An 11,006-nucleotide genomic window follows, 5' to 3' on the forward strand; every position below is an offset into this window, starting at 1 on the left:
ACAAAAGCCTCCTATCTTTGCAGTCGCAAAACGAAAGATATGTCTTAAAATATATTGCGGGATGGAGCAGTGGTAGCTCGTTGGGCTCATAACCCAAAGGTCGTCAGTTCGAGTCTGGCTCCCGCTACAAAGAGTTAGGATTAAATAAGCCTACAAAGACATAGTAAGAGAGTATCTTTCAAAAATATATTGCGGGATGGAGCAGTGGTAGCTCGTTGGGCTCATAACCCAAAGGTCGTCAGTTCGAGTCTGGCTCCCGCTACAAAGAGTTAGGATTAAATAAGCCTACAAAGACATAATAAGAGAGAATCTTTCAAAAATATATTGCGGGATGGAGCAGTGGTAGCTCGTTGGGCTCATAACCCAAAGGTCGTCAGTTCGAGTCTGGCTCCCGCTACTAGCGAAAGGGCTTTGGAGAAATCCAAAGCCCTTTTTTTATTGCCAATTTTAACCCTCCTATAATCAACCATTTTACGCTAATTCTCTTACCTTTGCGTAAATATTTTAGATCAGTTCATTATGAGTCGTTTAAAAGAGAAAAAGCCCTTGCTTGAAAAGTTAAAAAACAAATACAGGTTAACTATTTCTAACGAAGGTACTTTTGATGAAGTATTGTCGATTCGATTATCCCGTTTAAATGTATTTACCGTTACCGGATTATTTTCAATTATCCTGATAGCTTTGGTAACCCTGCTTATTGCATTTACTCCCTTGCGTGAATATATTCCAGGCTATCCTGATGGTGAAATGCGAAAAAACATTGAGAACAATGCTGTTTTAGTTGATTCTCTGATTCTGGAACTTGATCAGAAAGATCGCTTCTTTCAAGGAATTCGGAATGTGATTTCTGGAAATGATTTCGATAATGTTCTGGAAAATCCCGCCGATTCTATTGTCGACCCTCGATATAAAGATTTAAGTTTTAGTACCTCTTCTAACGATTCGGTTTTCCGGAAAGAACACGAGGAGGATGAGAAGTATAATTTATCTCTTGGAAGTGCAGCAAAACCTAGGGGCTTATTAAATACTCTCTTTTTTCCGCCAATGAGTGGTTTGATATCAAATCATTATGACAGTAAAATTGAACATTTTGGAACCGATATTGTTGGAGGTATGAATGCCCGAATTTCATCGATTTTAGATGGGACAGTTATATTTTCAGAATGGACATTAAATACAGGATACGTTATTCAAATACAACACTCAAATAATTTATTATCCATTTATAAGCATAACTCCGAGTTGTTGAAAAAGACAGGAGAGCATGTGAAAGCTGGTGAGGCAATTGCTTTGCTGGGAAATTCAGGAGAACTTACATCTGGGCCACATTTGCATTTTGAGCTGTGGCACAATGGTCGTGCATTAAATCCTGAAGATTATATCAAATTCTAAATACAAACAAAACTCGAATTATTGATGAGTAAACATATTGCGATTTTGGGATCTACAGGTTCCATTGGAACGCAGACCTTAGAAGTGGTGGAAGCAAATCCCGATGAATTTGTTGTGGATGTACTAACTGCTAATAAAAATATTGAGTTGTTGATTCAGCAGGCTAAAAAGTTCCATCCAGATGTTGTTGTAATCGCTTGTGAAGATAAGTATGCTGAATTGTCAGAGGCCTTGAAAGATGAACCAATTAAGGTTTATGCGGGAATGGATGCAATTGCGCAAGTGGTGCAAATGTCATCAATTGATGTTGTGGTTACTGCCATGGTTGGATATTCGGGACTTCTTCCTACCATAAAAGCAATTGAGGCAAAAAAGAATATTGCTCTGGCAAATAAGGAAACTCTTGTAGTTGCTGGTGAAATAATTCAAAAATTGGCCTTGGAGAATGGGGTTAATATTTATCCCGTAGATTCAGAACATTCTGCAATCTTTCAATGCCTGTCGGGTGAATTTGATAATTCTATCGAAAAGATTTATTTGACGGCATCAGGAGGCCCATTTAGAGGAAAGGATAAGAAATTTCTTGAAAATGTAACTTCTAAGCAAGCCCTAAATCATCCTAACTGGGATATGGGAGCGAAAATTACAATCGATTCGGCTAGTATGATGAATAAAGGATTCGAAGCGATTGAGGCTAAATGGCTGTTTGATTTAAAATCTTCACAGATTGATGTGATTGTGCATCCGCAATCAATTGTTCATTCTATTGTACAGTTTGAAGATGGATCGATGAAAGCACAAATGGGATTGCCGGACATGAAGCTGCCTATTCAATTTGCTCTTACTTATCCAAATAGATTAAAAACAGATTTCCCTCGATTTAATTTTTTAGATTATCCCAATCTAAGTTTCGAAAGTGCCGATTCAAAGAATTTTAAAAATTTAGATTTGGCTTTTCAGGCAATGGAAAAAGGCGGGAATTTGCCATGTATTGTTAATGCCGCCAATGAGATTGTGGTTGAGGCATTTTTAAAAGATGAAGTTGGTTTTTTACGGATGAGTGATATCATAGAAAACTGTATGCACAAAACCGGATTTATTAAAAATCCGACTTACGAAGATTATGTATTAACAGATATGGAAGCCAGAAAAATGGCATTATCTATGTTGTAAAAAATGTCTATCTTAGACATCCGTTAATTTTGCCGGTTTGTTTACTGGCAAAGTGTTTAAATTATTAATTGAAAATTGAATGGAAGTAATTGTTAAAATAGGACAGTTTTTGTTGAGTTTGTCCATATTGGTTGTGTTACATGAATTAGGGCATTTTACCTTTGCAAAATTGTTCAAAACCAGAGTTGAAAAATTTTATATGTTTTTCAATCCTGGATTTTCTTTGTTTAAATTTACAAAAGGCGAAACTGAATACGGTATTGGATGGTTACCACTTGGTGGTTACGTGAAAATTTCCGGAATGATTGATGAATCGATGGATAAGGAGCAAATGAAATTGCCCCCTGAGCCATACGAATTTAGATCGAAGCCAGCATGGCAAAGATTATTGATCATGGTTGGTGGTGTTCTGGTGAATTTCATTTTAGCATTCGTTATATATATAGCAGTTCTTTATACTTGGGGTGAGCAATATCTTCCAGTCGAAAATGTAAAATACGGAGTGGTTTGTGATTCTTTGGCCGAGAGTATCGGTTTACAGGATGGCGACAAGATCGTTTCATTGGATAATGAGAAAATAGAAAAGTTTAATGATATCGTACCTGATATTCTCTTGAATGGTCCTAAGTCAATTCAGTTCACAAGAAATAATGAGCTGCTAAGTGTTGACATTCCTTCTTCTTTTGTGCCTGATTTACTGGCGAAAAGTAGTAAAGGATTTTCATTAGATCCGATTTTTGGTATTCGCTTCCCTTACAGTGCGATGTCTATCGGAAAAGTGATGAAGGAATCTCCTGCAAACGAGGCTGGTATTTTAAAAGGAGATAAAATTGTTTCGATTGACTCCGTTGGTTTTGAATACTACGATCAATTTGAGACTTTTACACACTCTAAGAAAGGTCAGGATGTATTGGTTCAGTTGAATCGTGAAGGAAAGCAATTGGAAGTTAAACTTACAATCGGACAAGATGGAAAAATAGGATTCTATACTCAGATGGAGTCCGGTTTGTTTGAGTATGCTACTTTAAAATACAGCTTTGTAGAATCAATTCCTGCTGGTTTTAATAAGGGGATTGATAAATTGACGGATTATTTAAAGCAGTTTAAACTGATTTTCTCTTCTGAAACCCAAGCTTATAAATCGATAGGTGGTTTTATGACAATCGGTAGTATTTTTCCGGGTGTTTGGAACTGGCAAGCTTTTTGGAATTTAACAGCTTTCTTGTCGATCATATTAGCTATCATGAATATATTGCCAATTCCGGCTTTAGATGGCGGACATGTAATGTTTTTAATGTATGAGATAATTACCGGAAGAAAACCTGGTGATAAATTCATGGAATATGCACAGATAACCGGAATGGTGCTGTTGTTTGGCCTCTTGATATTTGCCAATGGAAATGATGTGGTAAAATGGATTTCCAATATGAAATAAGAATTTCATTAAAAATAGTAACTTAGTATTCTAAATCATTAAATAAATAGATATGAACCTTTTTGTTTTAGCCGGAATGATTGGCCCATGGCAAATAATCATTATAGTATTCGTAATTGTACTTCTTTTTGGTGGAAAAAAGATTCCAGAACTAATGAAAGGATTGGGGCAAGGAATGAAAGAGTTTAAAAAGGCTACCGACCAGGATGACGACCAGGATAAAAGTAAGGATAAAGAATCTAGTAATAAATAATAAAGAAAGGCAGGAATAATTCCTGCCTTTCTTTATCTGTTTTTTTCTGTTTCTATTGAAGAAACAATAAGTTGAAAACTAACTTTTTAGTTATTTAGATTCATTTTGCGTGAAACATTTAGAAATAAGTGTTTTTTTTATGTTATTTTGTTGCTGAAACATTTTCATTTCGTAATTATTTGCGAAATTTAAGAGCATTTAATTGCTAAGATTTATGAGGAAATATTTACTTCTTGTTTTAATTTTCTTGGCGTTTGCTAATCAAGCAGATGCTCAGTCACCTTTTAGTATTCTAAGCAAAGAAAAGCCTGAGAATATTGAAGAGATCAACCAGAGACTGATTCATTTTACGTCGGAAATATTGAAAGAAGATCTTCCTGAAAATGAGGTTCTTGATGCTAATTACATTCCGGTTTTTACTGATGAAGTCTATCAGAAGAGAATGGATGAGCTAAACAGTCAAAGCCCAATCCAATTGGACTTTAAGCCAATTGTTCGAAGATATATTGATGCATACGCAATTAAACATCGCGAAAAGACAGCTAAAATTATAGAGCGCTCCGAATTGTATTTCCCATTGTTTGAAGAGTATTTGGATAAGTATCAACTTCCACTTGAATTAAAATATTTATCGGTTATTGAATCAGCTCTGGATCCAAAAGCAAGGTCAAGATCAGGTGCAACTGGTTTATGGCAATTCATGTTTAACGCCAGTAAAATGTTCGATTTAAGGATTACTTCTTACATCGACGAAAGAATGGATCCGGAAAAATCCACAGAAGCAGCTTGTAAATACCTTCAGTATTTATATCGAATTTTTGGTGATTGGCAACTTGCATTGGCTGCTTATAATGGTGGACCTGGTATTGTACGCGAGGCCATTCAACGTTCAGGCGGGAAAACTGACTTTTGGGCAATATCACCTTATTTGCCCGAGCAAACTAGAAATTATGTACCCGCATTTATTGCTGTAAACTATTTAATGAACTTTAGCTCGGAGCATAATATTGTTCCTTCAAAAAATGAATATCCATATTTTAGAATATCTCCTGTAAATGTAAATAAGCCAATATCCTTCCAGCATGTTGCTGATGTGTTGGAATTACCTTTGGAAGCAGTACGGGAATTGAATCCAATTTACAAACGTGATTTAATACCCTTGTGTGAACTTCCCGCCAAATTAATACTTCCAATAGGAATGGTTGGTAAGTTTATCGATCTGGAAGAGCAGATCTACGGAATGAAAGATGAGCCTAAGAAATATCTCGATTTACAGAAGGATCTTTCAACGAAAAAAGGGAAGTATTGTATCATTCATAAGGTAGAAGCGGGAGAGTATTTTCATAAAATCGCAATGAAGTACGGCTGTACTATTAGTAATATTAAAGAATGGAATGAAATGGATAGTCCTAATCTTTGTATTGGGCAAAAATTAAAAGTTTGGGTGTATCCTTCTGACACATTGGCACAAAAACCACAAAGAGATCCTTTGTTGAAAAAAAGTAAGTTTTTACTCTACGAAGTTCAGACCGGAGATAGTTTGAACTCTATCGCAGATCGCTTTCAACTAGAATCGATTACCGATTTGGTTGAATTAAATAGTATCAATCGTTCCAAAGTAATAGAACCAGGAATGGTATTAAAAATAGTTCGTTACGAATAGAAACATTTGTCTCTGTAAATTTAAAATTATGAAGAGAATATTTAAAATAACTGTACTTTGTTTATTTGTAGTGGTGAGTATTTCTTCTTGCAAAAAAACAACAAAAGGTTTAAGACCTGTAGTAACTGGTAAATCCGGAGAGGTGGTTGTGATAGTCAATGATGCTTTATATGAAGGAAGTGTTGGAGATGCATTAAAATCGGTTTTGAATGATACTCAAATTGGTTTGCCTCAAGATGAGCCATTGTTCGACATACTACAAATTTCCCATAACGAGTTTTCCAGTATGTTTAAGACACACAGAAGTATCTTAGATTTACGGGTTTCTTCAAAAGTTGCTGAAAATAAGCTCTCTGTAAAAAATGAAGCGTATGCGAAAACACAATCGTTTATGAAGATAGAGGCTAAAAGCAATGAGGAGATGATTAATCTTTTGAGTGAAAATAAGAATAAGATTGTCGCTTATTTCCATATTGGGGAACGAGAAAGAAAAATTAAGGTTTTTAAAAAGAATGTGGTTCAGGAAATATTTGAGAAATTAAAGAAGAATTATAATTTCACCTTATCTTTTCCTGCCGGATATACAATAAATAAAGAAGAGGATAATTTCCTTTGGCTTAGTAAAGAAACACCAACAACAAGTCAGGGGATGTTTATTTATAGCTACGATTACCTTTCGGAAGATTCATTTACGAAAGATCAGGTAATTGGTAAGAGAAATTTATTACTTCGGAAATTTGTTCCAGGTCCTAAAGAAGGAAGTTATATGGCTACCGAAATGAATTTCCCTATTTCTAACCGACAATTCGAATTTCACGATAACTATGCCGCAGAAACAAGAGGTTTATGGAAAGTTGAAGGCGATTTTATGGGCGGACCTTTCGTTAATATCACTTTTCTTGATCAAAAGAATAACAAAGTTATTTGCATGGATTCTTATGTTTATTATCCAAACCACGACAAGCGTGAACTATTGAGAGAACTGGAAGCTATCATGTATTCTTACACGAGTATTAAAAAGAAATAGAACGTGAATTTACCTGATTTAAAAAACTTAAGTATTGAACCTTATCGCAATCGCGAAGAGGTGATTCGGCAGGTTGCTGCACAAATTGAAAAAGATTTTGATCAGTTTGGGTTGGAAGTGCATTTTTCAGGAGAAATTCATAATGCCTACGAAGAATTATTTACTCAGCTCAATAAACACTTGAGTCATCTATTGGATCGTGATTACCATCGTTTGGTTTTGCTGTTGTATCAGATAGATGTAAGTGAGAAACAGATAATAAGAACAGAATTAAATTTTCCCGATGTTCCTAAATCAGAATTACTAACAGAACTAATCATTCTAAGAGAACTTAAAAAAGTATTAATTAGGAACTATTTTAAGGAAAACCCAGATAAATTATAAAAGAACTGCAGCTATCAGCTGCGGTTTTATTTTTCCCATTCAAAGCGTAATGCTTTACGCTAAGTTTTTTACTATTTTTACTTGACTATAAAAATTAACGGGAAATATTTATTCATTAGCATTTTGAGATTGTTGATTCACATGATCGGCTATTCTGTTTGATGAATGCGATTTAACCTGTTGGTATTTATAGTGTTTTAACTAATATGAGGTGTGATGAAAATAGAAATAAAATGCTTTCAAAAGCCGGATCAGAATGAAAATATTCTTTATTTGGCAACTACTGATAATTATAAAAATCTTCCTCTTTCCGATTTGGAAATGAAGTTTGCCGAAGATCAAATTGATGCTGAAGTTACATTAATTGAGTTGAATCGTTATACGCACAAAATTTATTTACACGTTTCAAGCAATAAAGTGTATTCAAATTCTGATTTGGAAAAAATGAGGCAGTTGGGCTTCTCTTTGCACACAAAGATTCAGGAAAGTAAAATCTCTAAAATTATTCTACAGGATTACTTGAATCATTCAGAGGCAATATTAGCTTTTGTAGAAGGAGTTTCCTTAACCAATTACCAATTCTTAAAATACTTCACGGATACAAAAAAAACCAAACATACGCTTGATAATCTGACTATTCATAGTGATGTGGTAAGTGAAAAACAGCTAAATGAACTGGAAGCAGTTGTGGAAGGTGTGAAGTTTGCACGTGAACTTGTAAATGAACCTTTAAGCTACCTTACCGCACAAAAATTAAGTGAAGAGATTCAAAAAATGGGCGTTCAGGCAGGCTTTTCAGTAGACGTTTTTGGGAAAAGAAAGATTGAGAGCTTAAAAATGGGAGGCCTTTTAGCAGTAAACAAAGGTAGTATCGATGAGCCAACCTTCTCAATTTTAGAATGGAAATCGGAAGATGCTGTTAATGTGCAACCAATTATTTTTGTTGGGAAAGGTGTTGTGTACGACACAGGAGGATTGAGTCTTAAGCCTACTAAAGATAGTATGGATTTAATGAAGTCAGACATGGGTGGAGCAGCATCGGTGGCCGGAGCTATTTATGCAATCGCAAAAGCTAAATTACCAATTCATGTTATTGGATTGATTCCTGCAACAGACAATCGCCCAGGTGGAAATGCTTATGTTCCTGGCGATGTTGTCGAAATGTATAATGGAAAAACAGTTGAAGTTTTAAATACCGATGCTGAAGGAAGAATGTTGCTGGCGGACGCTCTAAGTTATGCCGATAAGTATAAGCCTGAATTTGTTGTCGATTTGGCAACTTTAACAGGGGCAGCAGCAGCAGCTATAGGAAAGTATGGCGTTGTTGCAATGGGGAACAAAGAGAGTAATAAGAAGATGATTCAATTAAAGGAATCGGGTGAAAAAGTGTACGAAAGACTTGTTGAATTTCCTTTTTGGGAAGAGTTTGACGAGTTGATTAAATCGGACATTGCGGATTTAAAGAATATTGGAGGACGAGATGGCGGAGCAATTACTGCCGGGAAATTTTTGGAACATTTCACGAATTATCCTTGGGTTCATCTCGATATTGCCGGACCCGCATTTGTTAGTCCAATGGATAATTATCGAGGGAAAGGTGGCACTGGTGTAGGTGTTCGTTTGCTATTTGAATTTATTAAACAATATCGCTCCTAGGAATAATCGAAAAGATGATGCTCTTTTATTGAATCTTTCTATTTTTGTAATGAATTTTTATAATTGAGGCACAATGTCTTGCAAATATATTTCTTAGTCACTCTTTGAATTGCATTATTTCAGGAGGTGATTTTAAGAAGTAATTATATAACTGATCATTTTTTTCTATTCGGCAAATATTGCTGAAAAAGACTTTGGAAAATGATATCAGTCCACTGATATAAATAGATAACAGATGAAAAACACTAAGATAAGAGTTGGAATCACTCATGGCGATATTAACGGAATAGGCTACGAGGTTATTATTAAAGCCTTACTAGATGATAGGATGTATGAGCTTTGCACTCCAATTATTTATGGTTCTCCTAAAGTAGCCGCTTATCACAGGAAGGCTCTAAATATAGAAACTTTTAGTTTAAATAATATTATGGATGCTTCGGATGCGCATCCGAATCGAACAAATATTATTAACTGCATTGACGAAAATATTAAAGTTGAGTTAGGTAAATCAACTCCTAGTGCTGGTGAATCTTCTTTTAAAGCTTTAGAAGCTGCTGTTGCTGATCTAGAAAAGGGATTAATTGATGTATTGGTTACAGCACCAATAAATAAGAAGAATATTCAGTCTAAAGATTTTCATTTCCCTGGACATACTGAATATTTGGAAAATAGATTGAATTCAGGTAAATCATTAATGCTTTTGATTAGTGATAAACTTAGAGTTGGCGTTGTTGCCGGTCATGTTCCTATCTCGAAGGTGCCGGAGGTTGTCTCAAAAGAAAATATCATTAGTAAACTGAATATTTTAAATAGCTCTTTACAAAAGGATTTTGGAATTAGAAAACCACGAATTGCTGTGTTAAGTCTTAATCCACATGCTGGCGATGAAGGTTTAATTGGAACAGAGGAGATTGATATAATAATTCCTGCTTTGGAGGAAGTTCGAGAGAAAGGAATTATTGCCTTAGGACCTTATCCGGCCGATGGCTTTTTCGGCTCTTCAGATTATACAAAATTTGATGCTATTTTAGCAATGTATCATGATCAGGGTCTGGCTCCATTTAAAGCATTGTCTTTTGATTCTGGAGTGAATTTTACAGCAGGATTATCCAAGGTTCGTACATCACCTGCTCACGGAACGGCTTATTCTATTGCAGGAACAAATGTAGCATCTGAAAAATCTTTTCAGCAAGCTTTGTATCTGGCAATTGATGTTTTTAGAAGTCGGGAGAATTTTGCAGAAATCAGTAAGAATCCGATGAAATTATCAGAATCTTCAAGAAATTCGTAATTTATTTTTAACAAAAAAAATAAAAGAGCGGTTAAATTTGAATCGCTCTTTCTTTTTTTGTTAAAAGCGAAGTATTGATTGTAAAATTTGCATATTTTTACATATTTTAAGGGTCTAAACAGAAAAATTCAATTCATATTTTATGTTTGAGTATATAAAGGGAGTTATTGATGATCTTACACCGACTTCGGTAGTTGTTGAAACTAGCGGAATCGGTTATTTTTTAAATATTTCATTGAATACATATTCGAAACTGTCTGGACAGAAGGAGGCACAGTTGTATTTGCATCAGGTTGTTCGAGAGGATGCTCATTTGTTTTTCGGATTTTTCGATGCTAATGAAAGAGGTGTTTTTCGCCATTTAATTTCGGTATCAGGAGTAGGTGCAAATACAGCGCGAATGATGCTTTCATCTTTAACACCTTCCGAAATACAAACTGCTATAATTTCAAGCGATGTAAAAACCTTGCAGGGAGTTAAAGGAATTGGAGCTAAGTCTGCTCAAAGAATTATTATCGAGTTAAAAGATAAACTGGGAAAAGATACGGATATCTCTGACTTTTCTTTACCTCAGAACAATACTACTAAGGCTGAAGCGTTATCTGCTTTAGTGATGTTGGGTTTTGCAAAGAATTCAGTAACTAAAGTTATTGATAAAATATTTACAGCAAATCTTGATGCAAGTGTAGAAGATTTAATTAAGCTGGCCTTGAAACAATTATAATAGAAGAA

10 protein-coding genes and 3 tRNA genes are annotated in these 11,006 nt (G+C 35.0%); all 13 read left to right on the forward strand.

From position 1 onward, the window contains the following. The first annotated feature begins 55 nt into the window (after positions 1–55). The 13 genes from ALGA_RS10285 (at position 56) to ruvA (ending at position 10,998) form a co-directional block, all read left to right on the forward strand. Positions 56–127: transfer RNA gene (locus ALGA_RS10285), tRNA-Met, on the forward strand. 63 nt (positions 128–190) lie between these two features. Then, a tRNA-Met gene (locus ALGA_RS10290) sits at positions 191–262 on the forward strand. A 63-nt stretch (positions 263–325) separates the two neighbouring features. Beyond that, positions 326–397: transfer RNA gene (locus ALGA_RS10295), tRNA-Met, on the forward strand. Between the two features lie 122 nt (positions 398–519). Then, positions 520–1,392: a M23 family metallopeptidase gene (locus ALGA_RS10300; protein WP_096429234.1), complete on the forward strand. Its 873-nt coding sequence runs from the start codon at positions 520–522 to the stop codon at positions 1,390–1,392. A gap of 24 nt (positions 1,393–1,416) precedes the next feature. Continuing rightward, positions 1,417–2,565, forward strand: coding sequence for a 1-deoxy-D-xylulose-5-phosphate reductoisomerase (locus ALGA_RS10305; RefSeq protein WP_096429235.1), 1,149 nt, complete (start codon positions 1,417–1,419; stop codon positions 2,563–2,565). A 79-nt stretch (positions 2,566–2,644) separates the two neighbouring features. After that, on the forward strand, positions 2,645–4,000 hold the full coding sequence (rseP, locus tag ALGA_RS10310; RefSeq protein WP_096429236.1) for an RIP metalloprotease RseP: 1,356 nt from the start codon (positions 2,645–2,647) through the stop codon (positions 3,998–4,000). A gap of 52 nt (positions 4,001–4,052) precedes the next feature. After that, a complete protein-coding gene (gene tatA / locus ALGA_RS10315) occupies positions 4,053–4,253 on the forward strand; it encodes a twin-arginine translocase TatA/TatE family subunit (protein ID WP_096429237.1) in 201 nt (66 codons plus the stop codon). A 214-nt stretch (positions 4,254–4,467) separates the two neighbouring features. Beyond that, positions 4,468–5,916 carry a lytic transglycosylase domain-containing protein gene (locus ALGA_RS10320; RefSeq protein ID WP_096429238.1) on the forward strand — a complete coding sequence of 483 codons (1,449 nt, stop codon included), beginning with the start codon at positions 4,468–4,470 and terminating at the stop codon, positions 5,914–5,916. Positions 5,917–5,944: 28 nt separating this feature from the next. After that, on the forward strand, positions 5,945–6,943 hold the full coding sequence (locus ALGA_RS10325; RefSeq protein ID WP_096429239.1) for a DUF4837 family protein: 999 nt from the start codon (positions 5,945–5,947) through the stop codon (positions 6,941–6,943). Between the two features lie 3 nt (positions 6,944–6,946). Next, a complete protein-coding gene (locus ALGA_RS10330; RefSeq protein ID WP_096429240.1) occupies positions 6,947–7,327 on the forward strand; it encodes a hypothetical protein in 381 nt (126 codons plus the stop codon). 216 nt (positions 7,328–7,543) lie between these two features. Further along, a complete protein-coding gene (locus ALGA_RS10335; protein ID WP_096429241.1) occupies positions 7,544–8,983 on the forward strand; it encodes a leucyl aminopeptidase family protein in 1,440 nt (479 codons plus the stop codon). A 235-nt stretch (positions 8,984–9,218) separates the two neighbouring features. After that, the gene (gene pdxA / locus ALGA_RS10340; protein ID WP_096429242.1) at positions 9,219–10,274 is read left to right on the forward strand and encodes a 4-hydroxythreonine-4-phosphate dehydrogenase PdxA; all 1,056 of its coding nucleotides are present in this window, start codon (positions 9,219–9,221) and stop codon (positions 10,272–10,274) included. A gap of 142 nt (positions 10,275–10,416) precedes the next feature. Further along, positions 10,417–10,998: a Holliday junction branch migration protein RuvA gene (ruvA, locus tag ALGA_RS10345; protein ID WP_096429243.1), complete on the forward strand. Its 582-nt coding sequence runs from the start codon at positions 10,417–10,419 to the stop codon at positions 10,996–10,998. The last annotated feature ends 8 nt before the right edge of the window (positions 10,999–11,006 follow it).

The sequence above is a fragment of the Labilibaculum antarcticum genome (assembly GCF_002356295.1).
Taxonomy (GTDB): domain Bacteria; phylum Bacteroidota; class Bacteroidia; order Bacteroidales; family Marinifilaceae; genus Labilibaculum; species Labilibaculum antarcticum.

What these genes read in the sequence shown, in the direction of transcription:
- ruvA (WP_096429243.1), top strand. Translation starts at nt 10,417, where the DNA reads ATGTTTGAGTATATAAAGGGAGTTATTGATGATCTTACACCGACTTCG.
- tatA (WP_096429237.1), top strand. Translation starts at nt 4,053, where the DNA reads ATGAACCTTTTTGTTTTAGCCGGAATGATTGGCCCATGGCAAATAATC.
- ALGA_RS10305 (WP_096429235.1), top strand. Translation starts at nt 1,417, where the DNA reads ATGAGTAAACATATTGCGATTTTGGGATCTACAGGTTCCATTGGAACG.
- ALGA_RS10335 (WP_096429241.1), top strand. Translation starts at nt 7,544, where the DNA reads ATGAAAATAGAAATAAAATGCTTTCAAAAGCCGGATCAGAATGAAAAT.
- ALGA_RS10320 (WP_096429238.1), top strand. Translation starts at nt 4,468, where the DNA reads ATGAGGAAATATTTACTTCTTGTTTTAATTTTCTTGGCGTTTGCTAAT.
- pdxA (WP_096429242.1), top strand. Translation starts at nt 9,219, where the DNA reads ATGAAAAACACTAAGATAAGAGTTGGAATCACTCATGGCGATATTAAC.
- ALGA_RS10300 (WP_096429234.1), top strand. Translation starts at nt 520, where the DNA reads ATGAGTCGTTTAAAAGAGAAAAAGCCCTTGCTTGAAAAGTTAAAAAAC.
- rseP (WP_096429236.1), top strand. Translation starts at nt 2,645, where the DNA reads ATGGAAGTAATTGTTAAAATAGGACAGTTTTTGTTGAGTTTGTCCATA.
- ALGA_RS10325 (WP_096429239.1), top strand. Translation starts at nt 5,945, where the DNA reads ATGAAGAGAATATTTAAAATAACTGTACTTTGTTTATTTGTAGTGGTG.